Raw genomic sequence first — 23,418 nt, 5'->3', positions numbered from 1 at the left:
GTGCTGCGGGAGCCCCGCGTCAACACTACTGTGCGGCGCGCCCCTCCTTCCATGCGGCGGTCCGGCGGGAGCGCGCGAGGGTAGCGCATCCGCCCGGTGGGGCCCCGCACAACACGCGGGGTGCTGCCAGCTCGCTCCCAGCTTCGTGGGAAAGACTTTTCCTTCGGGACATCCGGTGTACGTGCTGTCCCGAATCCCCCGTACCACGGCTCGTGCCCCAGCAGGAGCAGGGGCCGGTCCGGGATCCGCGGCGAGAAGGGGTACATGATGTCCAGCGTCAAGGCGGCACGCGCCGCGATGGAGACGGTCGCCGAAGCGGACGCTCCCATCCTCGATGAGCACGGCGATCCGTGGGTCGCACCGTCCTGGGAGGAAGTCGTCACCACGTACTCGCCCAAGGTCTACCGTCTCGCCTACCGGCTCACCGGCAACCGGTTCGACGCCGAGGACCTCACGCAGGAGGTCTTCGTCAGGGTGTTCCGGTCCCTCGCCAACTTCAAGCCCGGCACACTCGACGGCTGGCTGCACCGCATCACCACGAACCTCTTCCTCGACCAGGCCCGGCGCAAGACCCGGATCCGCTTCGACGGACTTACGGAGGAGGCGGAGAGCCGCCTGCCCAGCAAGCACCCCGGGCCCGAGCGCAGCTTCGAGTTCAACAACCTCGACATCGACGTGCAGGCCGCCCTGGAGGAGCTGCCCCCGGACTTCCGTGCCGCCGTCGTGCTCTGCGACCTCGAGGGCCTCGCCTACGACGAGGTGGCGCAGGTGCTCGGCGTCAAGCTCGGCACCGTCCGGTCCCGTATCCACCGCGGACGCACGATGCTGCGGGAGAAGCTCGCCCACCGCGATCCGCGCCGGTCCGGCGGGAACGCCGCCACCCTCGGAGTCCCGCGGATCGCCGGCCTGGGCTAGGAACGATGCTTCATCCCCATCGTTCGCTCCAGGACCTCGTGGACGGCGAGCTGTCCGACCGCCGCCGCATCGCCGTGGAACGGCACGTCTCCCGCTGCGCCTCGTGTGCAGCGGCCGTCGCACGCCTCCGGAGTCTCAAGAGCGCCCTGCTGGGCCTCCGGAACCCCGCGCCGGACCCCGAGTTCCAGCAGCGGCTCCTCTCGCCGCTCCTCGATCCCGCAGCGTCGCCCGGCGGGTCATCCGCAGGGCCGCGCGAGGCGCGCACCGGGTCCAGCGCCGCCTTCGTCCGCGCGCACCACGAGCGCACGGCACCGCGTCGTCGCCATCGGACGCTCGTCCTGGCAGGCAGCTCCGCCGTCGTCGCGACCACCATGCTCGCCGGTGCGTACGTCGTCGGTTCCGAGGCCGGTACCGTGCCCGAGGGTGTCCGGGGGTCCACGGCGCTGCGCGCCGGCTGGGATTCCGTGGCGCCGCGCACACCCACCTACCTCGACACCGCGCAGCTCGAGACGCTGCGGGCCGGCGGCTGGTACTGTCCGGAGCTCGAGTCGCTCGGGTTCACGCTCCACAGCGCCGAGGGCATCACGGTCGGCGGCAGGCCCACCCTCGAGCTGGTCCTCGAGAACGACGGCGACACGGTCACCGTCTACGAGCAGCGGAAGGTCGGGGACGCCGGGAGTGCCGGCGAGCCGCCCCTGAACGCCGTCACGGGCAGTGCCGTGACCACGGACGGGTTCGAGCACGTGGGCGGCGCCGACCGGGACATCTGGGTGCGCTCGGGCCGGCCGTGGCAGGTGGTCCTCGACAGCCCCACGGTCACCTACACCGTGGTCTCGGACCTGCCGGCCGCCGCGATGCCGCAGACCCTCAACCAGCTCGTGGCGACAGAGCACGCCCAGCTGTTCCTGGCACCGCAGGGCCAGGAGGATTCGATGATGGAGCGGATCATCCGCGGCCTCTCCCGGATCACCCACCAGGGCGGCTAGGGAGAGGAGTCCAGGTGGCCGCCGGGGAACGCGGCGATGAACCGTCGATGGCCCCGCTGTCCGGGCGTCCGTGGGGTCCCGGGGGAATGTGTTCGGCGTGAGCCGGGAAGGTAGTCTTTTCACGTGTTGGGAATCAACGGCCTCGAACTCGTGGTCCTGGCGATCATCGCCGTCGTGGTGCTCGGCCCGGAGCGACTTCCGGAGTACGCCGCACAGCTCGCGCGGCTCGTGAAGGGACTGCGGCGCATGGCCACCGGCGCGCGGGAGCAGCTGCGGGAGGAAGTGGGCCCGGAACTCGACGAGGTGGACTGGCGCAAGCTGGACCCCCGCCAGTACGATCCACGCCGCATCATCAAGGAGGCCCTCCTCGACGACATCGAGGACGTCTTCAAGCCCGTGAGCCCCAACGCGCCCAAACCCGCGGTCGCCGTTCCCGCAGCCGCCGCGGTCGCCGTCTCCCGCCCCGCCGTCCAGGTGCCGATCGGCCCCCGCCTGGGAGCCGGCGATCCCGCGCCCTACGACCGCGAAGCGACCTAGGCCGGCCCGCGCGTCCCGGCCGGAGCCGTCTCAGCGGACACGGACGGGAAGCTTCAGGCCCTCCAGGCCACGCGGACGGCGCGCCAGCGCCGACGCCATCGTCACCAGCTCCTGACGCGCCCTCGAGTCCGCGGTGCCCAGCACGAGGGGGACACCGGCGTCGCCGCCCTCCCGCAGCGACACGTCCAGCGGGATGCTGCCGAGCAGGGGGATGTCCGCGTCGAGCGTCGACGACAGGCGCGCGGCCACGGTGCTCCCGCCGCCCGCACCGAACAGTTCGAGCCGCCCGCCGTCCGGCAGCTCGAGCCACGACATGTTCTCGATGACCCCCGCCACCCGCTGCCCCGTCTGGGCGGCCATGGCGCCGGCCCGCTCGGCCACGTCCGCGGCGGCGCTCTGCGGCGTGGTGACCACCAGGAGTTCGGAGGCGGGCAGCAGCTGCGCCACGGAGATGGCGATGTCGCCGGTGCCCGGCGGCAGGTCGAGGAACAGGACGTCCAGGTCGCCGAAGTACACGTCGGTGAGGAACTGCTCCAGTGCCCGGTGCAGCATGGGTCCGCGCCAGGAGACAGGCTGGTTGCCCTCCACGAACATGCCGATCGAGATGACCTTCACCCCGTACGCCACGGGCGGCAGGATGAGCTCGTCCACACGCGTGGGCTGCTGCGTGATGCCCATGAGGGCGGGCACGGAGAAGCCGTGGACGTCCGCATCCACGATCCCCACCCGCAGCCCCTGCGCGGCCATGGCGGCAGCCAGGTTCACGGTCACGCTGGACTTCCCCACACCGCCCTTGCCGCTCGCGACGGCGTATACGCGCGTGAGCGACGACGGCTCGTTGAAGGGGATGCCGCGTTGCCCGCCGGCACCCCTGAGGCGTTCCTTCAGCGCATCCCGCTGCGCCTGGTCCATCACGCCGAGCTCCACCTCGACGCGCTCCACGCCGTCGACGCGCGAGAGAGCCGCCTCGGTGTCGGCGGTGATGGAGTCACGGAGCGGGCACCCGGCGATGGTCAGCAGTACCCGGACGCGGACCGTCCCGCCCTCGACGGTCACGGACCCGAGCATCCCGAGCTCGTCGATGGGCCGGCGCAGCTCCGGGTCGATCACCGTCGAGAGGGCGGCACGGACGGCGGCCTCGGCGGGCAGGTCGTGGTTCACCGGGACGGTTTCCTCCCGGTGGGCTGCACCTTCGGCAGCGTCACGGTGTTGTCGGACGGCTTGCGCGGCTTGCGCTTCTGCAGGGTCAGTTCCTGCCCGTCGGTCGTCTCGAGCAGCTCTTCGAGGATCGACCGGAGTTCGGACCGCACATAGTCGCGTGTGGCGACCTCGCGGAGCGCGATGCGGAGGTCCGCGATCTCGCGCGTCAGGTACTCGGTGTCGGAGAGGTTCCGCTCGGCCCGGTGGCGGTCCTCCCGCATGGAGACACGGTCACGGTCGTCCTGGCGGTTCTGCGCGAGCAGCAGCAGGGGCGCGGCGTAGGAGGCCTGGAGGGACAGCATCAGGGTCAGTGCCGTGAACCCCAGTGCTGCGCTGTCGAAGCGCAGGTTCTCCGGCGCGACGGTGTTCCAGGTCAGCCAGACCGCGACGAAGACCGTCATGTAGAAGAGGAACTGCGGGGTGCCCATGAAGCGTGCGATGTTCTCCGTGCCGCTGCCGAACCTGTCCGGGTTTGGCCGCAGGCGCGGCAGGAAGCGCTTGCGCGCCTCGCGCGGCGTGTCGAGTCCGCGTGAATTCGATCGGATCTTCTCAACCACGGCGGTCACCTCGTTTCGGTACGGCTGTGTCGTCCTGTGCGCGCCAGTCGTCGGGCAGCAGGTGGTCCAGGACGTCGTCGACGGTCACGGCACCCACGAGCCTGCCGTCCGTGTTGACGACCGGCAGGGAGTTCAGGTTGTAGGTGGCGAGGATCCGCGACACCTCGCTGACGTTCGCCTGGTCGCCGACCGCCTCGAGGTCCGTGTCGATGATGTTGCCGAGCGGCTCCGGCGGCGGATAGCGCAGCAGCTGCTGGATGTGCACGACGCCGAGGTAACGGCCCGTGGGTGTCTCGAGGGGCGGGCGGCACACGAAGATCGAGGAGGCGAGGGCGGGCGTCAGCTCCTCCCGGCGCACGTGGGCGAGGGCCTCGGCGACCGTGGCCTCCGGGGGGAGGATCACGGGCACCGTGGTCATGAGGGAACCCGCCGTGCCCTCCTCGTACTCGAGGAGGCGGCGCACGTCCTCGGCGTCGTCGGGCTCCATGAGCTGGAGCAGCTCCTCCTTCTGCGCGTCGGGCAGTTCGTTGAGGAGGTCCGCGGCGTCGTCGGGGTCCATCTCCTCGAGCACGTCCGCTGCGCGTTCGCGCGTGAGGGAGGTGAGGATCTGGACCTGGTCGTCGTCGGGCAGTTCCTGCAGGATGTCGGCGAGCCGGTCGTCCTGCAGCTCGCCCGCCACCTCGAGGCGCCGCTTGTCGTTCATCTCGTGCATCGCCTCGGCGAAGTCGGCGGGCTTGAGATCGTCGTGCTGTGCGACGAACTGCGTGGCGCCCTGCGGCTCGTCGGTGGTGCCGTGGAAGGCGTCGAGCCAGTTGATGATGAGGCGTTCGCCGCCGCGGCGCAGCCCACGCAGGGGGGACGCCGCGCCGCCCCGGCGCACGAACAGCTGGGAGACGTGCCAGTCACCGGCGCGGTTGCGTTCCATCGCGATGTCCTCGACGACGGCGCTGCCGCTGCCGTCGCGGAGGGTGAGCCGGCGGTCGAAGAGCTCGGCGACGACGAGCATCTCGGCGCCGCGCTGCTCGAAGCGGCGGAGGTTCACCAGCCCGGTGCAGATGATCTGGGACGGATCCATCGACGTGATGCGTGTCATCGGCACGAAGACGCGCTTCTTGCCGGGAACCTCGACCACGAGACCCACCACCTGCGGGGCCTTGGTGGGGCCACGGTCGAGCACGACGGCGTCCCGCAGGCGGCCCAGGCGGTCACCGAGGGGGTCGAACACATCGAGGCCCAGCAGGCGGGCCACGAACACGCGGGTGGGGTTGGTAGTCACTGCTCTAGGCTATCGGCCCGGAGGGACTCGCACGGCATCGCGTCCAGGCGGTGGGCGGCCTCCCGGCGGCGCAATCCCGGGCGACCCGGCCGAACCCTCCCGCGGTCGCGGGCGTTAGGCAAGAATGGACACCATGTCGACACCACCACTTGGAACCACTGCCTCCCGCGATCTGGGCCGGGTGCTGCCCACGGGCGAGACCATCGGCCGGTACACGAGCTACCTCGATGCCCAGAAAGCCGTGGACTACCTCGCGGACAACAAGTTCGCCGTCCAGCGCGTGGCGATCATCGGCAACGACCTGAAGACCGTCGAGCGCGTCACGGGGCGCCTGAGCTACCCGCGGGTGGCGCTCGCGAGCGCCGCGACGGGAGCCTGGTTCGGTCTCTTCGTCGGACTGATCCTGAGCCTGTTCGCCGGGAGCGAGTCGGGGATCACCATCTCCTCCTCGATCGCGCTGGGCGCCATCTTCTGGCTGCTCTTCGGCGTCCTGACCTACACGTTCCAGCGTGGCCGGCGTGACTTCACCTCGACGAGCCAGGTCGTGGCGACGAGCTATGACGTGATCGTGGAGCCTGGTCTTGCCGGGGAGGCCCGGCGCCTCCTGCAGCAGCTGCCCATGAACGGGCAGGCGCAGCACCCCGGCGGTGCTCCGGCGGGCTGGGGACAGGCTCCCGGCCAGGTCCCGGGCCAGGCCCCGCAGCAGATGCCCGGACAGGGCGCGCAGGCGGCGCCCGAGCGCCCCGCGGGCTGGAACGATCCCTACGCCGGTCAGCAGGGTCAGCAGGGTCAGCAGGGTCAGCAGGGCCAGCCGGGTCCGCAGCAGCCCGGCACGGCCGAGGAGCAGACCGCGGGGCCGGGCACCACGGGCCCGCGGCGGGGCCAGTTCCCCGACCTGCCCGACGGCCGGCCGCAGTACGGCGTGCGCGTCGACGAGCCGCAGGCGGTCGCCTCCTCGGCCGAGGCACCGGGGACTCCGGCCGGGACCGCGGCGGGGACCGGGGGCACGGCTGGGGGCACGGCTGGGAACACGGCCGCAGGCGACTCCTCGGACGACCACCCCGGCAGCCACGGCTCCTCCGCGGCGGGCGGGCCGCGCTAGCACGCTCCGGACACGGGAAGGCCGGGCCCCGACGGGTCCCGGCCTTCCGTGTTCCTGCCTGCCGTTGCGGCGCGGCCGCCGACGGCGGAGCGCTACTCGCCGGTGCTGCCCCAGATGCCCGCCATCCAGGTCTCGACGTCGTCGGGGCTGCGGGGGAGTGCTGCGCTGAGGTTCACGGGGCCGTCGGCGGTCATGAGGATGTCGTCCTCGATGCGGACGCCGATGCCCCGGTACTCCTCGGGGACGGCGAGGTCCTCGGCCTTGAAGTAGAGACCCGGCTCGATGGTGAACACCATGCCCTCGGTGAGGATGCCGTCGAGGTACAGCTCCCGCCTGGCCTGCGCGCAGTCGTGGACGTCCATGCCGAGGTGGTGGCTCGTGCCGTGCGGCATCCAGCGGCGGTGGTGCTGGCCCTCGGGCGCCAGGGCCTCCTCGAGGGAGACGGGCAGGAGCCCCCAGCTGTCGAGGTTCTCGGCGAGGACGGTGACGGCGGCCGCGTGGACGTCGCGGAATTTGCGGCCCGGCTGTGCCGCGGCGAAGCCCGCGTCGGCGGCGTCGAGCACCGCCTGGTAGATCCTGCGCTGGGTCTCCGAGTACCGGCCGGTGACGGGGAGGGTCCTCGTGATGTCGGCGGTGTAGAGGCTCTCGGCCTCGACACCGGCGTCGAGCAGGAGGAGGTCCCCGGCCCTCACCTGGCCTGTGTTGCGGATCCAGTGGAGCGTGGTGGCGTTGTTGCCCGATGCGGCGATCGTGTCGTAGCCGAGGTCGTTGCCCTCCTCGCGTGCCCGGGTGAAGAACGCCCCTTCGACGACGCGCTCACCGCGCGGGTGCGTCAGGGCGCGGGGGAGTGTCCGGACCACTTCGTGGAAGCCGTTGACGGTGGCGGCGACGGCGGCCTCCATCTGCTCGATCTCCCAGGGGTCCTTGATGAGCCTGAGCTCGGAGAGGGCCTCGGCGAGCACGGCGTCGAGGGCGTCGGCCTGCTCGAGGTCCACGCCCGTGTTGATCCGGGAGGTGTCCACCAGCGCGTCCGCGTTGAAGTCGACCTCGCGGAGCAGGCGGATGCTGACACCGCCGATCGAGGAGACCCCGGCGTCCTTCGTGATGGCCACCTCGAGCTCGGCCAGGTCGGCGGTCTCGAGGTCGAGCTGGGCCCTGAGCTGCGCCATGGACAGTCGCTGGCCGATCCAGAACTCGCCGTAGCGGGCGTTCGCGTAGAACTCGGCGCTGTCGCGTCCGGCGAGCTCACGGAAGTACAGCGTCGCCGTGTGGTTGCCGCCGCTGTCGCCCGTTCCCGGGTCCACGGGTTCGAGGACGAGCACGGCGTCGGGCTCGTGGTCGAGGCCGAGTCCGGTGAGGTGTGCGAAACCGGAGTGCGGGCGGTACCGGTAGTCCGTGTCGTTGGAGCGGACCTTGAAGGGGCCGGCGGGGATCACGATGCGCTCGCCGGGGAACCGGTCGGAGACGGCCCGGCGACGGCGGGCCGCGTGCTCCGCGACGGGCGCGGCGGACGGGAGGTCGTCCGAGACCGGCGCCCAGCTGCCGGCCATGAACGCCTTGAAGGCCTCGGAGTCGGGCCGCTGCGAACGGTTCTCGTTGCGGTCGGACAGCGGCTGGCCCTCCGGTGCGTCGATGGGGAAGTCGGATGCGGGTGCGGTGTCGTCGGTGCTCACCCCGCCATCGTCCCACCATCGCCGGGGGTCGTGAAAGTCCGGGATCGGAGTTAGTTTAGGAACTAATACATCCTTCACCCCCACACGCACAGGAAGGCGGACCCGTGGCCACGCTCGCGGTTTTCGGCGGCTCCGGCAGGACCGGGCGCCTCGTCATCGACCAGGCTCTCGAGGCCGGGCACGCCGTGCAGGACGAGCCATGCACCGGTACCTACCGCGTGGGCCGGGTCGGCGTCGACCCGGGCACCACTGTCGGACGCGCGGATCCCGCCGGGTTCCTCCTGCGGCAGGTCGACCACCGCTCCTTCACCCACCAGCTCCCTCTGGTCAGCGACTGATGCCCGCCGACCTCCCACGGGACGCGCTGCTCGCCGAGGCGATCGACACCATGGCATCGCTGACGAGGGACCTCGCGGCGGCGGGCCCGTACCCGTTCCGCGAGCGGCACCTCGGGCGGACCCGGATGAACGTGCTGTACCAGCTGTCGCGGACCGGCGGGCTGGGCATCGGGGCGCTCGCCGCCCTGCTCGACGTCACCAGCGGAGCGGTGAGCCAGCAGGTGGACCTGCTCAGGAAAGCCGGCCTCGTGACGGTCGACGTCGATCCCGCCGACGCGCGTGCGCGGATCGTGCGGCTGACCGACCAGGCGCACACGGAGGTCGCCGGGTACCAGCGCGGCTGGATCGAGGCCATCGCACCCCGTTTCGACGACCTGACCACGGACGAGGTCGCGGACCTCCGACGGCTCCTGTCCCTCGTCCGTCCGTCAGGCAGGACGACGCCATGAGGGTCGCGGAGGCGCACCGCCGGAGCGAGGGCGGGCAGGTGGCGGGCACGCTCGTCCTGGTGACCGGTGCGGCGCAGGCACCGGTGGCGGGGCCCGGGGGGCGCGGCGCGTAGATTGGATCCGGTGAGAATCGATCTGCACACCCACTCGAACGTCTCGGACGGCACCGAGGACCCCGACGTCCTGATCCGCTCGGCGGTCGCTGCAGGGCTCGACGTCGTCGCGCTCACCGACCACGACTCCACCGCCGGGTGGGAGCGGGCGAGGACCGCCGCGGACGAGCTCGGCCTCGGCTTCGTGCCCGGCATGGAGGTCTCCTGCCGCACGGACACCGGCATCAGTGTGCACGTGCTGTCCTACCTGCACGACCCCGCCCACGCCGGGCTGGCCGAGGAGATCGCGAAGTCGCGCTCTGCACGGCTGACGCGGGCACGGCGCATGGTCGAGCTGATGTCCGGCGACTTCCCGATCACCTGGGAGCTGGTGCAGCAGCACGTGACCGAGGGGGCCACGGTGGGCCGCCCGCACATCGCCGACGCGCTGATCGCCCTCGGGGTCGTGGAGACGCGCACGGAGGCGTTCGAACGCATCCTCACCGCGCGCTCGCCGTACTGGGTCAGCCACTACGCCCCGCACCCCGCGGCCGCCGTCGCGCTCATCCGGGAGGCGGGCGGTGTGCCGGTCTTCGCGCACCCGTCGGCGTTCAACCGCGGAGCCGTGGTGGGCGGCGCGGTGATCAACGAGATGATCGACGCCGGGCTGCTGGGCCTCGAGGTGGAGCACCGTGACAATCCCGAGGAGGCGCGCGTCGAACTGCGGAGGATCGCACGGGACCACGGGCTGCTCGTCACGGGATCCAGCGACTACCACGGCAGCGGCAAGCCGAACCTGCTGGGGGAGAACGTCACGTCGGAGGAGACCCTCGAGGCCATCATGTCGCTCGCGACCGGTACCGCTGCGCGCTAGACCCGGCGCGCGGCGGCCAGGGGCCCGGCAGGGCCCGACCGCCGGTCGCCGACCCGGAAGTCAGGTCCAGGGGGCGAGGCGCGCATGCATGACCTCGACGGCCTGCGGGTTGCGGTCCACGCAGACGAAGCGGCGGCCGAGCTTCCCGGCCACGGCCCCGAGGGTCCCCGAGCCCGCGAAGAAGTCGAGCACCCAGTCACCCTCACGGCTGCTGGCCGCGACGGCGCGCCGCAGCAGGCCCTCGGGCTTCTGCGTGGGGTAGCCGGTCTTCTCCCGCCCCGTCGGCGACACGATGGTGTGCCACCACACGTCGGTGGGCAGCTTGCCCAGGGCCGCCTTCTCCGCGGTCACGAGGCCCGGCGCCATGTACGGCTCCCGGTCCACCTCGTCACTGTTGAAGTAGTAGCCCGCGGGGTTCTTGACGTACACGAGGATGTTGTCGTGCTTCGCCGGCCACTTCCGCTTCGCCCTCGCGCCGTAGTCGTAGGCCCAGATGATCTCGTTCAGGAAGCACTCGCGCCCGAACAGGGCGTCCAGCATCACCTTCGCGTAGTGCACCTCGCGGTAGTCCAGGTGCAGGTACAGCGTGCCGTCGTCGGCCAGGAGCCGCCACGCCTCCGCGAGGCGGGGCCAGAGGAAGTCCCAGTAGTCCTCGAAGGCGTCGTCGTAGCTCGCGAGCATCCCCTTGACCGTCGAGTAGGACAGGCCCTTGAAGCCCACACGGTCCCCTTCGCCCTGCACAGCCCGCACCATGGAGGTCTGCTGGCGGCGCTGCACACGGCCCGTGTTGAACGGCGGGTCCACGTAGATCATCGTGAACGCCGCGTCGGGCAGGGTTGCGAGGTACTCCGCGTTGTCGGCGTGCACCACGAGATTGGCGCCGTCCGCACTCCACGGGGGAGGCGCGGACGGCGCAGGAAGCTCCGACACCGGGTGTCAGTCCTCCGTGCCGCCGGCAGGCTTCCCGACGACCTCGCCGTTGCGGCGGCGGGTCCGGCTGCGGCGCGGACGATCGCCCGACGGCGCCTCACCCTCGGGACGGCGACGGCGTGCGCCGCCCTCGGCCGTATCGACCGGAGCCGACGCGGCGGGCGAACCGGAGCCGCCGGAGCCGGCGCCGCCACGGCCGCGCGAACCCCTCGAGCCGTCGCCGGAGGCCGAGCCCGAACCGGAGCCGTCGCGGCGCGGGCCACCGCGTCCGCCGGAACGACCGCGTCCGCCGTCGTCGCCGTGCGCGCCGCCGCCGCGCTTGCCGGTCTCGCCGAGGTCCTCGAGGACCTCGGCCTGGATGCCGGCGAGCTTGCGGTCCTTGCGGGGCAGGCGTCCCTTGGTGCCCTCCGGGATGTCGAGGTCCGTGTAGAGGTGCGGGGACGAGGAGTAGGTCTCGACGGGCTCGGGCGTGTCGAGACCGAGCGCCTTGTTGATCAGGCCCCAGCGCGGGACGTCGTCCCAGTCCACGAACGTGACAGCCGTGCCCTTCTTGCCGGCGCGGCCCGTGCGTCCCACGCGGTGCAGGTAGGCCTTCTCGTCCTCGGGGCACTGGTAGTTGATGACGTGCGTGATGTCCTCGACGTCGATGCCGCGTGCGGCGACCTCGGTGGCGACGAGCACGTCGATCTTGTCACCGCGGAACGCCCGCAGCGCCTGCTCGCGGGCGCCCTGGCCGAGGTCGCCGTGGATGGCGCCGGCCGCGAAGCCGCGGTCGATCAGTTCCTCGGAGAGCTTGGCGGCGGTGCGCTTGGTCTTGCAGAAGATGATGGCGCGGCCACGGCCCCGGGCCTGCAGGATGCGGGCCACCACCTCGGCCTTGTCCAGGTTGTGCGCCCGGTAGATGACCTGGCGGATGTCCTTCTTGGTGATGCCCTCGTCCTCGGGATCCGCGGCCCTGATGTGCGTGGGCTGCGTCATGTAGCGGCGTGCCATCGCGATGACGGGGCCGGGCATGGTCGCGGAGAACAGGAGCGTCTGGCGCACCGGCGGCGTCGCGGCGATGAGGGTCTCGACGTCGGGCAGGAAGCCGAGGTCGAGCATCTCGTCGGCCTCGTCGAGCACCACGATCTTGACGTTCTTGAGCACCAGCAGCTTCTGCCGGTACAGGTCGATCAGGCGCCCGGGGGTCCCGACCACGATCTCGACGCCCTTCTTGATCGCCTCGATCTGGGGCTCGTACGCACGGCCCCCGTAGATGGTGACGATGCGCGCGTTGCGCTTCTTCGCCGCCGTCGTCAGATCGTTCGCCACCTGCACGGCGAGCTCGCGCGTCGGGACGACGACGAGGGCCTGTGGCGCGCCGGGCACCGGGAGTTTCTCGTAGTCGGCGTCATCGGGGCCCACGACGCGCTGGATCGCCGGGATGCCGAAACCGAGGGTCTTGCCCGTGCCGGTCTTCGCCTGGCCGATGATGTCGTGTCCGCCGAGGGCGATCGAGAGTGTCATCGCCTGGATGGGGAAGGGGTGGATGATGCCGGCGTCCGCGAGGGACTCGACGATGTCGGGCCGGACGTTGAAGTCGGCGAAGGTCTCGGGGACGGCCGCGTGCGGCTCCTCCGTGGTGACCAGCGTCTCCTCGACGTCGACGGCGTCGGCCGAATTGTCGGCGACGAGGTGGTGGGCGTCCGTCACCGGGGTATTGCCTGAGTTGATGTCGTGCACGTTCTACCGTTCATTCAGGCCCCGCGGCCGCTGAGGCTCGACGCCGGGATCGATTCATCCGGGGCGGAGCGTATCGGCGGGCGCCAGGGCGTCCAGTGGAAGCCGATCGCGGGCTTGCTACTGCGTGCGGGCTGCGAAGGAGGACCTGCGCCCGCGGGAACTCGGGATCGAGTAGGTACTGCGGGTTATCGGAGAGTGATAACGACCGGGCATCCATTACTACAGCCTCAAGCCTACCCTGCCCGCCTGCCGCCGGTGTCACCGGCGGCAGGCGGGTCGAGGCGTCCACTGGCAGGTGTCACCGCGGGCTGCGCGTGGGTGCATCGGGTGGCTTGACCTCGAAGCGCAGGCGACGGCGGGCGATATCGGCCTCCAGCAGCACCACGGTGACGCGCTCACCCGCCACCAGCTCGCCGTAGCACTTCGCCTCGAGCGGCGGCTCGGTGACCTGCACGGTCCCGGACAGGCGCGGGGCCTGCTTGCCGGGCGCGTCCTCGACGGCGGGTGGCGAGCCCTGCAGCACGACGGCGGAGAAGGCCTCCCCGATGCGGTTGCTCAGCAGTGCGGCCTGCACGGCGTCCATGGCGCCCGAATCGAGGCGGGATGCCGTCTGGTTCGAGGACGCCATGAGGGCGTTGAGGTCCGGGAGGGCCGACCGCACCCACCCGGGCACCTCCTCGCCCGCGCAGAGCGACGCGCAGATCACGAGGACGAAACGGTCCACGAGGCGCCGGAGGGGAGCGGTGGTGTGCGCGTACGGGGCCGCGATCGCTGACTGCACGACGGCGTCGGGCACCTCCCCGTCGAACGCGGTGTAGCCCGCGCCCCGGAAGAGCGACGCCGCGGCGTGCATCAGCGCGAGTTGCCGCGGGTCGGTGACGTCGAGCGTGCGCAGGAACGCGCCATAGGGCAGGCCCGCCGGCCAGGGGTGCTCGAGCGCCTCGGACTGGCGCCGGAACTTCGAGAGCGCGCCGTCGTCGGGCTCGGGCATGGTGCGCAGGATCCCGATGCCGCCGTCGATCATCATGCGGGCCGCGGCCATGCCGGTCATGAGGGAGATCTGCGCGTTCCAGTCCTCGCAGGGCAGGGCGGGCTCCGTGACGATCCCGTAGCTCTCGCCGTCGTGCGTGATCTCCTGGCGGGGCAGGTTGAGGCTCGCGCCGCCGCGGTCGAGCTCCTGCTGGATCCGGCGTATCCCGATCTCCCGCAGGAGGGTGAGCTGCTCGTCGGCGGTACCGGCGTCGATCTCCGCCTGCACCTGCGCGTACGTGAGTTGGCGCCGGCTGCGGACGACGGCGCGGCCGACGGTCACCGACTGCACGACCGCCTCGCCGTCGAGACGGAAGTGCCAGACGAAGGCGGGGCGGTCGGCGTCGGGGAGGAGGCTTGCGGCGTCCTCGGAGATGACCTCCGGGTGCAGCGAGATCCGTCCGTCCGGTGCGTACAGGGTCTGCCCGCGCAGTCGAGCCTCCGCGTCGACGGCGCCGCCGGGCCGGACGAAGAGCGGCACGTCGGCGATCGCGTACCAGACCTCGTAGCCGGCGCCCGGGGCCCCCGTGCCGGTGCGCCCGAGATGCACGGCCTGGTCGAGGTCGGTGGAGCCCGGAGGGTCGATGGTGAGGAACGGCAGATCCCGCAGGTCCGTCTCCGGGAGGTCCAGGGCCGCTACGGCGTCCCGGGCCTCCGCGAGGACGTCCTCGGGGAAGTCCTCGCGGACCTCGAGTTCCTCACGCAGGGCACGCAGCGACTCCGTGAGGCGCTGCTGGGACTCGCGGTCCCTGAGATCCATATGCTGTGCGGGCACACGCCTTACGGTAACGCACGTCACAGACATCGGGGATGCCCCGGCCGCCGGGACCCGGGGGTTGCTAGGACTCCCGGGCGCGGAGCGAGTCGACGGCCTTCAGGACGCGGCGTCCACGCGTGTCGGCGCCCTTCGCCTGCTCGATCGGCAGGACGAGCGCCTTCCGCCGGCTGACGGACAGGGCGCCGAACGCCGCGACGAGTGCGGGATCGGCCGAGAGGGCGACGGCGAGATCCTCCGGCACGTCGACCGTCCGCTCCTCACGGTCCAGGGCGAGGTCCACCGTGACCGTCTGGTGTGCTGCCAGCCCTGCGCCGTTCCGGTGCTCGGCGCTGACGGGGATCATCGCGCGGCCGTTCATCGACCCGACGGTGGTGCGGAAGGTGTAGTCACCGAGCGTCACCGTCACTGCCGGGCGCCTGCCGCCGCCGAGCGCCGTCAGCACCTCCTCGGGCACCTCGATGCCCGTCGCCGTGCGGCCCGCCAGTTCGAGGACACCCGAGAACTCCATGCGATCCTGCCTTCCGTCGGGCCCGTGGCCCGGGTCTGCGATGATCCGTCCGGCGCGCGTGGTGCGTCGGGCCGGGACCGAGCATAGACGGGCGACGGCGGTGCGCAACAGATCGCGACGCCGCACGACCGGTTGCCGCGCCCCGGGGAGTGCGTACTCTTAGCAGAATGAACAACGGCTCCACCGACAGCACGGCCCTCTCGGCGACCCCCCGGGACCGCACCGTTCCCGAGGCCCCGGAGGACCCGCTCGCCAACCCCCTCTACGCGCGCTTCGTCACCGATCTGCTCGGCATCGTCGCCTACGGTGAGCTGTCCGGATTCGAACGGCTGTCCTCCGACGCCCGGTTCTCGCCCACCCTCACGGACCGCGCAGGCCTGGGCCGGCTGGCCGTGCAGGAGTTCGAGCACTTCGAGCTGGTGGCCGCGTTCCTCGCGGACCTCGGCATCACGATCGAGGACGCCATGGCACCGTTCCAGGCGTCCATCGACGCCTTCCACGAGCGGACCCGCCCCGGGGACTGGTACGAGTCCCTCATGAAGGCCTATGTCATCGATGCCTTCTCCGGCGATTTCTACCGGTCGCTCGCCGACAGCTTCGACCCGCGCACCCGCGAACTCATCAGTGCCATCGACACAGGGGACGGCGCGGCCCATCTGCAGCGCCGTCTGAAGGAGGCACTGTCCGACGATCCGCGGCTCGCCTCACGCCTGGCGCTCTGGGGCCGGCGGCTGGTGGGGGAGGCCCTGACCCAGGCGCAGCGCGTGGGGATCGAGCGCGAGTACCTCGCGGGGCTCCTCTTCGCGAACGAGCCGGACCACACGCAGCACACCACGGCGCTCTTCGCGCAGCTCACGCGGAACCACTCGCGGCGCATGAGCGCCCTCGGGCTCACCGCCTAGGCGGACCGTCCGGGACGGAGGCCCGGCGCCTGTCGCCGGAACGCAGAAGACCCGCGACCGGCGGCGCAGACCGCCGGGCACGGGTCCCGGAGCGAGGGGGAACGTCCTGGGCTAGAGCGCCCCGAAGCCCACCCGGCGCGTCTCCTCGGCGCCGATCTCGACGTAGCCGAGTACCGACGTCGGGACGATCACCTGGCGCCCCTTGGTGTCCTTGAGGCGCAGCTCGGTGCCGCCGCTCATCGCCTGGGCCACGAGGTCGGCGATCGCGTCAGCGCTCTCGGAGGATTCGAGGATGATCTCGCGGTTGACGTTCTGGATACCGATCTTGACTTCCACGGCGTATGCCTCCTGTTGTATGGGCGTTCTACTGCTTCGAAAACTACCCTAGATCTCCTTGGGGAAACGGCTGATTCCGCGCCAAGCTAAACGGTAGACGAGCTCGGCCGCCGCATCGATGTCGAGGCTGCCCTCGGTCTCGAGCCAATAGCGCGCACTGACCTGGGCCATGCCCGCGAGCCCGCGGCCCAGGAGCGTGGCCTCCACCGTCGAGAGCTGCGTGTCGCCCGCGATCACCCCGGCGATGGCGCTCGCGAACTGGGCGTTGAACTCCTCGAGCCGGCTCCGGACGTCGGGCTCGTTGCCGATGTCCGATTCGAACACGAGCCGGTGCGCCTGGCTGTCCTGCGCGATGAACTGGAAATAGGCGCGCATGGTCGCGTGGACGCGCAGCTTGTTGTCGTCGGTGGAGCGCAGTGCGTCGACGAGCAGCTGCGTGAGTTCGGCGAGGTGCCCGTCGAGCAGCGCGAGATAGAGGTCCCGCTTGCCCGGGAAGTGCTGGTACAGCACCGGCTTGCTGACGCGGGCCGCCACCGCGATGTCGTCCATCGCTGCGCCGTGGTACCCGTTGCTCACGAAGACTTCCTGCGCGGCCGCCAGGAGCTGGCGCCGGCGCTCGTCCCGCGGCAACCGGACGGCTTTTCCTGCGGTGGTCGGTTCAGCACTCACGGACGGTGTTCCTCGGGCTCTGCGGGCGGGGGGCCCGCCCAGTTTACCCGCCGGTAGGCCGCGCGCCGCTGCTGCCGGGCAGGCCGATGCGTCACGCCGCACCGCGGGCCGCGGCCCCGCGGCGCCCGGTGGCACGGCACCGGCGGCGGGTTCTACCCTTGGGCATGACCGCTTTCCCGTCGTCCCTGCCGTCGTCCTTGCCGTCGTCCTTGCCGTCGCCGCAGGCTCCCCGGCCTGCTCCACCGACGCCACGCGTGCCCGGCAACCTGCCGCCGCTGGTCGAGGCGACGGGCAGCCTCTCGCAGGAGGAGACGCTCCGGTATTCGCGGCACCTCATCATCCCCGGCTTCGGCACCGACGCGCAGCTGCGCCTGAAGAACGCCCGGGTCCTCGTGATCGGCGCGGGCGGTCTGGGTTCGCCGGCGCTGCTCTACCTCGCGGCGGCGGGCGTGGGGACGCTCGGGATCGTGGACGACGACGCCGTCGAGCTCTCCAACCTGCAGCGCCAGGTCATCCACGGCATGCCCGATCTCGGCCGGTCGAAGGCGGAATCCGCCCGGGACAGCATCCTGGCGCTCAACCCGCTCGTGGACGTCGTCCTGCACGAGGAGCGGCTGGAGCGCGGGAACGCGCTGGAGCTGTTCGCCGGGTACGACCTGATCGTCGACGGCACGGACAACTTCGCCACGCGCTACCTCGTCAACGACGCCGCGGCGATCCTCGGCAAGCCGTACGTCTGGGGTTCCATCCTGCGCTTCGACGGCCAGGTGAGCGTCTTCTGGCAGGACCACGGCCCCACCTACCGCGATCTGTACCCGGAGGCGCCGCCACCCGGCTCCGTCCCGTCCTGCGCCGAGGGCGGGGTGCTCGGGGTGCTGTGCGGGCAGATCGGTTCGGTCATGGTCAACGAGGCCGTCAAGCTCATCACCGGCGTGGGCACCACGCTGCTCGGCAGGGTGCTGGTCTTCGACGCACTGGAGATGACCTGGCGGGACCTGCGGGTACGGCCCGATCCGGCCGCGCCCCGGATCACGGAGCTGATCGACTACGAGCAGTTCTGCGGCCTGCCGTCGCCCGCGGTCCCCGGGGTGTCGAAGGACTCGAAGGACACGAAGGACTCGGGCGACCCGTCCGTGCACAGGGCGGGCATCGAGGACAGGGCGGGCATCGAAGGTATCGAGGACGCCGTGCCGACCGTGTCCGTCGAGGAGCTCGCCGTGCTCCTCGCGGAGCGCTCGGCGGGCGTCGCGGACTTCGACCTGCTGGACGTGCGCACCCCGGAGGAGCACGCCATCGTGAGCATCGACGGTGCCGTGCTCGTGCCGAAGGACCTGATCCTGGACGGCGACGCCGTGATCGACGGCAGCAGGACGGTGTACGTCCACTGCAAGTCGGGTGTCCGGTCGGCCGACGTCGTCCGCTTCCTCCGCGGGCAGGGTCACCGCTCCGCCGTCTCGGTCGACGGCGGCGTCATTGAATGGGTACAGCGGATCGAACCGGCGAAGATGACCTACTGACCCACCCGGGTCCCGCGGGTCAGGCGCTCTGCGCAGGCCGTTCGTGGTCCACGGGGCAGGCGGCGCCGTCGGGGTGTGTGTGCGGGTGGGCGACCGGCACGACGTCGGCGGTGCCGGCGCGCAGGGGCTGCTCCGGCGCGGGCGCCTTCTCCGCGGGTGCCACGTCGATCCCGTAGAGGGCCTCCAGCGCGGCGGTGTAGTCGTCCGAGCGTCCCTCGGCGGCGAGCTCGCGGGCCCGGACGGTGGGGACGTGGAGGAGCTGGCGGACCATGCGGCGCAGCGCGAACTCGACCTCCTCGGCGGCGGCCGTGCAGCCGTGCTGGGCCCGGACGCGTTCCATCTCGGAGTCCAGGACCGATTGGGTGTGCCGGCGCAGCGCCACGATCGCCGCGTTCATGGCGCGGGTGGTCTGCTGCTCCTCGAAGGAGCGGGCGGCGTCGCGGACGAGGTCCCCGGCCTGGGCCAGGGCGTCGGCCTGCTCCTCGGGGGCGGCGGCGCGGACGGACTCGAGGGTGATGAGCTCGACGCCGGCGAGCGTCCCGACGGCGGGGTCGAAGTCGTGGCTCAGCGCGAGGTCGATGACGACGAGGGGTCGGTTGCTGCCCTGGCGGACCCGTTCGATGTCCGCGGCGTCGATCCGCGCATCACTGCCGCTGCAGCCGATGACGACGTCGGCACGGCGCATGGCGCCCGGCAGGTCGGCGGCCGTCACCGCGGTGCCGCCGCGCGAGGCGACGAAGGCCTCGGCGCGACCGGAGGAGGAGAAGACCGAGATGTCCGTGCAGCCCCGGTCCTTCAGCGCCGCCATGGTGGCGCCCGCGTAGGCGCCGGTGCCGAACAGCACGACGCTCTTGCGGGACCAGTCGGCGTCGGCGGAGAGATCGCCGGCGAGTTCGAGGGCGACGGAGACGATGGAGCGGCCGCGGCTGCCGAGCGCGGTCTGGGCGCCGACGTCCTTCGCGGTCTTCGAGGCGGCCTGGAACAGGCGGACGAGCCCGCCGCTCGCGGCCCCCGAGCCCTGCGCCTCGATGAGTGCGCGGCGCACCTGTCCGGCGATCTCGCGCTCGCCGATCACGGCGGAGTCGAGTCCTGCGCCGACGGCGAAGAGGTGCTCGGCGACGCCCTGGCCCGTGTGGGTCTCGAAGGAGGCGGAGACGGACCGCTCGGGGATGCCGGAATACTCGCTGATCGTCGACACGATCGCGGAGCGGGCGGCCTCGACGTCGTCCTCGGAGGGCGTCTCGGCGTAGATCTCGAAACGGTTGCAGGTCGCGAGGACGACGGCGCCGGACACGGCGCGGTCCTCGGCGAGCACGGCGGAAGGGACCTGGGGCGCCCCGACGCTGAGTCGGGCGACGGTTTCCAGGTCCACGTTCGAGTGAGTCGCAACAAGTGAAAGAAGTACCACAGCCCTTCGATCATACCGAGAACGAGCGCTCTCCACTGAATAGGCGATCCTTACCGGAGCTTGCCTTCCGCGAATTTCTGCGGGATCGTGCCCTCCCGTGCCCGGGGTGATCTTGCCCACGCGCCCCCGGGGCGGCGTGACTCCGGTTAACGCTCCGGCTGGATCTTCGGCAGAATCGGCGGTATGGACCTCGCCGCATCGCACCCGCTCGTCGACGGACGCACGTCCGGCTCGGCGCTCATCTCGGCCTACCGCGGGCAGGTGCCGCACCGACGGCCCGTGTGGTTCATGCGGCAGGCGGGCCGGTCGCTGCCCGAGTACCGGGCGCTGCGCGAGGGTACCGACATGCTCGCGTCCTGCCTCGACCCGGAGATGGCCTCCGAGATCACCCTGCAGCCCGTCCGCCGGCACGACGTCGACGCAGGCATCTTCTTCTCCGACATCGTCATCCCGCTGAAGCTCGCGGGCGTCGACGTCGACATCGTGCCCGGCGTGGGACCGGTCCTCGGCAAGCCCGTCCGGACCGCTGCCGATGTCGCCGCACTGCCCACCCTGACCGACGCGGCGCTCGATCCCATCCGTCAGGCGGTCTCCCTGACCGTGGACCAGCTGGGCAGCACGCCGCTGATCGGCTTCGCCGGCGCCCCGTTTACGCTGGCCGCCTACATGGTGGAGGGGCGCCCCTCGCGCGACCACCTCGGCCCCCGCACCATGATGCACGCCGATCCGGAGACGTGGCGTGCCCTGACCGACTGGGCCGCGGATGCGTCGGGGATGTTCCTGCGCGCACAGCTCGAGGCCGGAGCCAGCGCGGCGCAGCTGTTCGACTCCTGGGCCGGTTCCCTCGGCCTGGCGGACTACCGCCGCCACGTGGCGCCCGCCTCGCGCCGGGCGCTGGACCACGTCCGGGGCCTCGGCGCGCCCCTGATCCACTTCGGCACGGGCACCTCGGAGCTCCTGGTCGCGATGCACGAGGTGGGCGTCGACGTCATCGGCGTCGACTACCGCCTGCCCCTCGACGAGGCCAGCAGGCGCCTCGGTGGGACCGTCCCGCTGCAGGGCAACATCGACCCCGCCCTCCTGCCGGCGCCGTGGCCCGTGCTGGAGCGGCACATCCGCGAGGTGCTGGCAGCCGGCGCGTCGGCTCCCGGCCATGTGGTGAACCTCGGGCACGGCGTCCCGCCGGACACGGACCCCGACGTCCTGACGCGCGTCGTCGACCTCGTCCACTCCGTGGAGCCGTAGCCGTGGCGAGGGCCGCGGGCGGCGCAGGGGACGCAGGGCGGCACGAGGCAGGGCGCGACGAGGCGGTGGCCGGCCTCCCGGCGGCCGGACCGGCGCCGGAGCGGGCACGACGCCGGACGGTCGTGGTGATCGGCGGTGGCATGGGCGGACTCGTCGCCGCGCGGGCACTGCGCAGGCGCGGGCTGAACGTCACCCTGCTCGAGCGGTCCGGACGCTTCGGCGGCACCGTCGACGGGCGCTCCCTCGGTGGCTTCCAGCTGGACAGCGGCGCCGAGTCCTTCTCGACCCGCTCCGCCACCGTGCCGGCCCTCGCCGCCGAGCTCGGACTCGCCGACCGCATCGTCACCCCCGACGCGACCGGCGCCTGGGTGCAGCTCCCGGGCAGGGACCTCCGTACGTCGGCCCAGCCGCTGCCGAATTCCGGTGTCCTCGGCATCCCCGCCGATCCGGCCGACCCCGCGATCACCGCCGTCATCGGCCGTAGCGGGTCGCTGCGGGCCGCACTCGACAGGGTGCTGCCCGTCGGGGCGCTCGCGACGCGCGGCAGGGTGAGTCTCGGCGAACTCGTCCGCACGCGCATGGGGGAGGAGGTGCTCGCCCGCCTGGTGGCGCCCGTGGCGGGCGGCGTCTTCTCCGCCGACCCCGACGACCTCGACGTGGACTCCGTGGCACCCGGCCTCCGGGCGACCATGGCCCGCCTCGGATCCCTTGGGGCAGCCGCGGGGGCGCTGCGCACGGCGGCGCCGGCCGGCTCCGCGGTCGGCGGGCTCGCCGGCGGGATCGCCCAGCTGCGCGACGCCCTCGTCGCCGAACTCGTCGCGGACGGCGCCGACCTCAGGACGGGGGAGCAGGTGACCGGCCTCGCCCGATCCGCCACCGGCTGGACGGTGACGACGGAACACTCGAGCCTGACGCGCCGCATCCCGGCCGACGCCGTACTGGTCGCCACCGAGGGCCGGGCCGCCGTCGACCTCCTCGCCCCGGTGATCCCCGCCCTCGCGGCCGAGCGCCCCGACCCGGTGCCCGGCGTCGCGCTCGTGACCCTGATCGTCGACGTGCCCGAGCTCGACGCCCGCCCGCGCGGAACCGGCGTGCTCGTCGCCCGCGGCGTCGAGGGCGTCGCCGCCAAGGCGCTCACCCACGCCACGGCGAAATGGGCGTGGCTGCGCGACCAGGCCGGCCCTGGCTCGCACGTGCTGCGGCTCTCCTTCGGGCGCGTCGGGGACACCCCGGCCGACGTCGGACTCGCCACGCCCGACGACGTCCTCTACCGCCATGCGCTGGCCGACGCCTCCACCCTCCTCGACGTCCCGATCGTCGAGGCGGACGTGCTCGACTGGGACGTGGTGCGCTGGGAGGGCGCGCTGCCCCACGCCTCCGTGGGGCACCGCGAGCGGGTCGCGCGGATCCGGGCGGTCGTCGCCGGGGAGTCCGCCTCCCTCGCCGTGACCGGCGGCTGGCTCGCCGGGACGGGTCTCGTGGCCGTGATCGACGACGCCCGTGCGCGTGCGCAGGCGCTCGCCGACGCCCTCGACGGCACCCCCGCCACGGACGCACCCGCCGCGGGGGTGTGACGTTCGTCTCTTCTACCCTCTGTAGAAGAAAAGGGATTCGGTTCGCCTCGGGGCGAGGGGCAGACTAGTACCATGACTGAGCCAACAGGTAGCACCCCCAGCCACGCTCCGCAGCAGGACGGGGGCGGCGAAGCCCCCGGCGAGCTCTTCTACACCCTCTGGACCGTCTTCGCGCGGAACGCCGCGACCACCGGGTCCGACGCCCGGCAGCTCGAGGACGTCCTCTCCTCCTTCGAGCAGGACGGTGTGGTGCTCCGCGGCTTCTACGACGTCTCCGGCATGCGGGCCGACGCCGACGTGATGGTCTGGCTCCACGGGCCACGCCCCGAGGACCTGCAGGCCGCCGTCCGCCGGCTGCGCCGCACCGAGACGTTCGCCGGCACCGGCGTCGTCTGGTCCGCCATGGGCGTGCACCGCGATGCCGAGTTCTCGAAGTCCCACAGCCCCGCCTTCTCACGCGGCGTGGCGCCCGCGGAGTGGGTGTGCGTGTACCCGTTCGTCCGCTCCTACGAGTGGTACATCCTGCCCCAGGACGAGCGCCGCGAGATGCTCATGGACCACGGCATGAAGGGGCGCAAGTACCCGCAGGTCATCTCCAACACGGTGTCATCCTTCGCCCTCAACGACTACGAATGGATCCTGGCACTCGAGGCCCCGGAGCTCGTGGACCTCGTGGACCTCATGCGGTACCTCCGGGAGACCGAGGCCCGCCGCCACGTCCGCGAGGAAGTGCCGTTCTACACCGGCCGGCGGATCAACCACGACGAGATTGCAGAGGTGCTCCAGTGACGACACAGGCAT

The 23,418-nt window shown here is 71.9% G+C and carries 23 protein-coding genes; 12 read left to right on the top strand and 11 right to left on the bottom strand.

The genetic code is table 11. The annotated features are described in order from the left end of the window. Positions 1–264 precede the first annotated feature (264 nt). From sigE to V6S67_RS12410, 3 genes are all read left to right on the top strand, one after another. Positions 265–915, top strand: coding sequence for an RNA polymerase sigma factor SigE (gene sigE, locus V6S67_RS12420; protein WP_334210535.1), 651 nt, complete (start codon positions 265–267; stop codon positions 913–915). A gap of 5 nt (positions 916–920) precedes the next feature. Then, on the top strand, positions 921–1,901 hold the full coding sequence (locus tag V6S67_RS12415; protein WP_334210534.1) for an anti-sigma factor family protein: 981 nt from the start codon (positions 921–923) through the stop codon (positions 1,899–1,901). 123 nt (positions 1,902–2,024) lie between these two features. Continuing rightward, on the top strand, positions 2,025–2,438 hold the full coding sequence (locus V6S67_RS12410) for a Sec-independent protein translocase TatB (protein ID WP_334210533.1): 414 nt from the start codon (positions 2,025–2,027) through the stop codon (positions 2,436–2,438). 30 nt (positions 2,439–2,468) lie between these two features. Here V6S67_RS12410 and V6S67_RS12405 read toward each other — a convergent pair whose 3' ends face one another. The 3 genes from V6S67_RS12405 to V6S67_RS12395 are packed head-to-tail and all read right to left on the bottom strand — an operon-like array spanning position 2,469 to position 5,471. Then, complete coding sequence (locus V6S67_RS12405; protein WP_334210532.1) at positions 2,469–3,599, bottom strand: Mrp/NBP35 family ATP-binding protein; 1,131 nt, start codon at positions 3,597–3,599, stop codon at positions 2,469–2,471. After that, complete coding sequence (locus tag V6S67_RS12400; protein WP_334210531.1) at positions 3,596–4,195, bottom strand: DUF1003 domain-containing protein; 600 nt, start codon at positions 4,193–4,195, stop codon at positions 3,596–3,598. The genes V6S67_RS12405 and V6S67_RS12400 overlap by 4 nt, the downstream gene beginning before the upstream one ends. After that, a complete protein-coding gene (locus tag V6S67_RS12395) occupies positions 4,188–5,471 on the bottom strand; it encodes a magnesium transporter MgtE N-terminal domain-containing protein (protein WP_334210530.1) in 1,284 nt (427 codons plus the stop codon). Before V6S67_RS12395 ends, V6S67_RS12400 begins: the two co-directional genes overlap by 8 nt. 133 nt (positions 5,472–5,604) lie before the next feature. On the opposite strand from V6S67_RS12395, the gene V6S67_RS12390 reads away from it, so the two are divergent. Further along, the gene (locus V6S67_RS12390; protein WP_334210529.1) at positions 5,605–6,573 is read left to right on the top strand and encodes a general stress protein; all 969 of its coding nucleotides are present in this window, start codon (positions 5,605–5,607) and stop codon (positions 6,571–6,573) included. A gap of 92 nt (positions 6,574–6,665) precedes the next feature. Here V6S67_RS12390 and V6S67_RS12385 read toward each other — a convergent pair whose 3' ends face one another. Beyond that, positions 6,666–8,246 (bottom strand): aminopeptidase P family protein, encoded by a 1,581-nt coding sequence (locus tag V6S67_RS12385; RefSeq protein ID WP_442884793.1) that lies wholly within the window; start codon positions 8,244–8,246, stop codon positions 6,666–6,668. 104 nt (positions 8,247–8,350) lie between these two features. On the opposite strand from V6S67_RS12385, the gene V6S67_RS12380 reads away from it, so the two are divergent. From V6S67_RS12380 to V6S67_RS12370, 3 genes are all read left to right on the top strand, one after another. After that, the gene (locus V6S67_RS12380; RefSeq protein WP_334210528.1) at positions 8,351–8,584 is read left to right on the top strand and encodes a hypothetical protein; all 234 of its coding nucleotides are present in this window, start codon (positions 8,351–8,353) and stop codon (positions 8,582–8,584) included. Beyond that, a complete protein-coding gene (locus V6S67_RS12375; RefSeq protein WP_334210527.1) occupies positions 8,584–9,033 on the top strand; it encodes a MarR family winged helix-turn-helix transcriptional regulator in 450 nt (149 codons plus the stop codon). The genes V6S67_RS12380 and V6S67_RS12375 overlap by 1 nt, the downstream gene beginning before the upstream one ends. Before the next feature lie 123 nt (positions 9,034–9,156). Continuing rightward, complete coding sequence (locus V6S67_RS12370; RefSeq protein WP_334210526.1) at positions 9,157–9,999, top strand: PHP domain-containing protein; 843 nt, start codon at positions 9,157–9,159, stop codon at positions 9,997–9,999. A gap of 60 nt (positions 10,000–10,059) precedes the next feature. On the opposite strand, the gene V6S67_RS12365 is transcribed toward V6S67_RS12370, so the two are convergent. From V6S67_RS12365 to V6S67_RS12350, 4 genes are all read right to left on the bottom strand, one after another. Continuing rightward, positions 10,060–10,929 carry a DNA-methyltransferase gene (locus tag V6S67_RS12365; protein WP_334210525.1) on the bottom strand — a complete coding sequence of 290 codons (870 nt, stop codon included), beginning with the start codon at positions 10,927–10,929 and terminating at the stop codon, positions 10,060–10,062. 6 nt (positions 10,930–10,935) lie between these two features. Then, positions 10,936–12,651: a DEAD/DEAH box helicase gene (locus V6S67_RS12360; RefSeq protein WP_334210524.1), complete on the bottom strand. Its 1,716-nt coding sequence runs from the start codon at positions 12,649–12,651 to the stop codon at positions 10,936–10,938. Between the two features lie 298 nt (positions 12,652–12,949). Beyond that, positions 12,950–14,455: an RNB domain-containing ribonuclease gene (locus tag V6S67_RS12355; RefSeq protein ID WP_334210523.1), complete on the bottom strand. Its 1,506-nt coding sequence runs from the start codon at positions 14,453–14,455 to the stop codon at positions 12,950–12,952. Positions 14,456–14,519: 64 nt separating this feature from the next. Beyond that, entirely contained in the window at positions 14,520–14,966 is a 447-nt protein-coding gene (locus V6S67_RS12350) for a YdeI/OmpD-associated family protein (RefSeq protein ID WP_334210522.1), read from the bottom strand. 167 nt (positions 14,967–15,133) lie between these two features. Between V6S67_RS12350 and V6S67_RS12345 the strand changes: the two genes are divergently transcribed. After that, a complete protein-coding gene (locus V6S67_RS12345) occupies positions 15,134–15,868 on the top strand; it encodes a ferritin-like fold-containing protein (RefSeq protein ID WP_334210521.1) in 735 nt (244 codons plus the stop codon). A gap of 111 nt (positions 15,869–15,979) precedes the next feature. On the opposite strand, the gene V6S67_RS12340 is transcribed toward V6S67_RS12345, so the two are convergent. Both V6S67_RS12340 and V6S67_RS12335 read right to left on the bottom strand, forming a co-directional pair. Next, positions 15,980–16,204 (bottom strand): DUF3107 domain-containing protein, encoded by a 225-nt coding sequence (locus V6S67_RS12340; protein ID WP_334210520.1) that lies wholly within the window; start codon positions 16,202–16,204, stop codon positions 15,980–15,982. Between the two features lie 48 nt (positions 16,205–16,252). After that, a complete protein-coding gene (locus tag V6S67_RS12335) occupies positions 16,253–16,873 on the bottom strand; it encodes a TetR/AcrR family transcriptional regulator (protein WP_334210519.1) in 621 nt (206 codons plus the stop codon). A 164-nt stretch (positions 16,874–17,037) separates the two neighbouring features. Here V6S67_RS12335 and moeB point away from each other — a divergent pair, with 164 nt between their 5' ends. After that, complete coding sequence (moeB, locus tag V6S67_RS12330; protein WP_334210518.1) at positions 17,038–18,390, top strand: molybdopterin-synthase adenylyltransferase MoeB; 1,353 nt, start codon at positions 17,038–17,040, stop codon at positions 18,388–18,390. 19 nt (positions 18,391–18,409) lie between these two features. On the opposite strand, the gene V6S67_RS12325 is transcribed toward moeB, so the two are convergent. Next, positions 18,410–19,798, bottom strand: a complete 1,389-nt coding sequence (locus V6S67_RS12325) for a glutamyl-tRNA reductase (RefSeq protein WP_334210517.1) — start codon at positions 19,796–19,798, stop codon at positions 18,410–18,412. A 183-nt stretch (positions 19,799–19,981) separates the two neighbouring features. Between V6S67_RS12325 and hemE the strand changes: the two genes are divergently transcribed. The 3 genes from hemE to hemQ all read left to right on the top strand — a co-directional run bounded on the left by hemE (position 19,982) and on the right by hemQ (position 23,406). After that, complete coding sequence (hemE, locus tag V6S67_RS12320) at positions 19,982–21,043, top strand: uroporphyrinogen decarboxylase (RefSeq protein WP_334210516.1); 1,062 nt, start codon at positions 19,982–19,984, stop codon at positions 21,041–21,043. A 2-nt stretch (positions 21,044–21,045) separates the two neighbouring features. Beyond that, complete coding sequence (gene hemG / locus V6S67_RS12315) at positions 21,046–22,617, top strand: protoporphyrinogen oxidase (RefSeq protein ID WP_334210515.1); 1,572 nt, start codon at positions 21,046–21,048, stop codon at positions 22,615–22,617. Positions 22,618–22,689: 72 nt separating this feature from the next. After that, positions 22,690–23,406, top strand: coding sequence for a hydrogen peroxide-dependent heme synthase (hemQ, locus tag V6S67_RS12310; RefSeq protein WP_334210514.1), 717 nt, complete (start codon positions 22,690–22,692; stop codon positions 23,404–23,406). Positions 23,407–23,418 lie beyond the last annotated feature (12 nt).

This window comes from Arthrobacter sp. Soc17.1.1.1 (genome assembly GCF_036867195.1).
Taxonomy (GTDB): domain Bacteria; phylum Actinomycetota; class Actinomycetes; order Actinomycetales; family Micrococcaceae; genus Arthrobacter_D.
The sequence above is the reverse complement of the archived record's forward strand: the minus strand, read 5'-3'. Positions and strand labels throughout refer to the sequence as shown.

What these genes read in the sequence shown, in the direction of transcription:
- V6S67_RS12390 (WP_334210529.1), top strand. Translation starts at nt 5,605, where the DNA reads ATGTCGACACCACCACTTGGAACCACTGCCTCCCGCGATCTGGGCCGG.
- hemQ (WP_334210514.1), top strand. Translation starts at nt 22,690, where the DNA reads ATGACTGAGCCAACAGGTAGCACCCCCAGCCACGCTCCGCAGCAGGAC.
- V6S67_RS12415 (WP_334210534.1), top strand. Translation starts at nt 921, where the DNA reads ATGCTTCATCCCCATCGTTCGCTCCAGGACCTCGTGGACGGCGAGCTG.
- moeB (WP_334210518.1), top strand. Translation starts at nt 17,038, where the DNA reads ATGACCGCTTTCCCGTCGTCCCTGCCGTCGTCCTTGCCGTCGTCCTTG.
- V6S67_RS12350 (WP_334210522.1), bottom strand. Translation starts at nt 14,966, where the DNA reads ATGGAGTTCTCGGGTGTCCTCGAACTGGCGGGCCGCACGGCGACGGGC.
- hemE (WP_334210516.1), top strand. Translation starts at nt 19,982, where the DNA reads ATGGACCTCGCCGCATCGCACCCGCTCGTCGACGGACGCACGTCCGGC.
- sigE (WP_334210535.1), top strand. Translation starts at nt 265, where the DNA reads ATGATGTCCAGCGTCAAGGCGGCACGCGCCGCGATGGAGACGGTCGCC.
- V6S67_RS12375 (WP_334210527.1), top strand. Translation starts at nt 8,584, where the DNA reads ATGCCCGCCGACCTCCCACGGGACGCGCTGCTCGCCGAGGCGATCGAC.
- V6S67_RS12345 (WP_334210521.1), top strand. Translation starts at nt 15,134, where the DNA reads ATGAACAACGGCTCCACCGACAGCACGGCCCTCTCGGCGACCCCCCGG.